Here is a 1,223-nt window from a genome sequence, read left to right on the forward strand (position 1 = left end):
CGCACGGTGGCGGGGCTGAGTCCCAGCACGTGGGCCGCCCGCTCCGCGGTGAGGCGGCCGTTCCACTGCAGCGCGGCCACCAGCCGCTGATCCATGAGGCTCAGTACGGAATCCGCCGATGCGCGCGCCATGAAGGCAAGTTTCGCCCATTGCGTCGCCGTGCGGAGCCCATCTCGCGGACCTCGCCCCGAGCATGGACGGCATCAGCCCGAGAACGACGGATTCACCACGGAGGTCCATGTGCCCGCGTTCAGGCAACGGGAAAAAGTACGCTTCGCCAGCGGTGACACCTCGTGTGCCGCCTGGCACTACCCGGGGGTCAACGGCGGCTGCGTGATCATGGCCGGCGGAACCTCGGTCACGAAGGAACCGGCCTCGGACCTGTTCGCCGCACGGTTCAACGACGCCGGCTTCGCGGTTCTGGCCTTCGACCACCGACGGTTCGGACAGAGCGGGGGCGCGCCGCGCCAGATCGTCCGCTTCGACGAGCAGGTCGCCGACTGGCACGCCGCAATCGAGTGCGCGGCCGCTCTGCCCGACGTCGACCAGGACAGGATCTCCATCTGGGGCTTCTCGCTCGCGGGCGGCCACGTCTTCCGTGTCGCGGCCGACCACCCGCGGCTGGCCTGCGCGATCGCACAGACCCCGCTGGTCGACGGCCCTGCGGTCGCCCCCCACGCGCTGCGCTCCATGACACCCCTCGCGGCGCTGCGTCTGTTCGGCCGGGGCGTCGCGGACGCGCTCGGGAGCCTCGCCGGACGGCCGCCGCTGCTGGTCCCGACCGCCGGAGCGCGCGGCACGGTCGCCTCGCTCACCACGCCCGACGCCATGGACGGCGACCGGGCCCTGGATCCCGACCACCGCCACACCGACTGGGAGCAGACGGTCGCCGCACGGATCGCGCTGCAGATCGGCCGGTACCGGCCCGGCCGCCACGCCTCCCGGATACGGTGCCCGCTGCTGGTGGTCGTCTGCGACCAGGACCAGAGTGCGCTCCCAGGCCCCGCCGTCCGGGCGGCCCGGAACGCGCCGGCGTCCGAGGTCGTTCACCTGACGGGCCGCCATTACGCCCCGTTCCTCGAGTCGCACGAACAGGCCGTCGCGGCGGAGATCTCGTTCCTGGAGAAGCATCTGGTTTCCTGCTGATCCCAGGTCAGGTGGATCCCCGCTCGATCGACCTGACCAACGGCTGGAACGGCAAGGCCGCTGCCGGGGAGCACGTC

General features: G+C 71.9%; 1 protein-coding gene. It reads left to right on the plus strand.

Annotation, left to right across the window (positions count from 1 at the left end; translation table 11 throughout):
* Positions 1-240: 240 nt before the first annotated feature.
* Entirely contained in the window at positions 241-1,146 is a 906-nt protein-coding gene (locus AB0H32_RS48400) for an alpha/beta fold hydrolase (protein ID WP_361136149.1), read from the plus strand.
* Positions 1,147-1,223: the final 77 nt, after the last annotated feature.

The organism is Streptomyces sp. NPDC020362, from assembly GCF_040642095.1.
Taxonomy (GTDB): Bacteria; Actinomycetota; Actinomycetes; order Streptomycetales; family Streptomycetaceae; genus Streptomyces.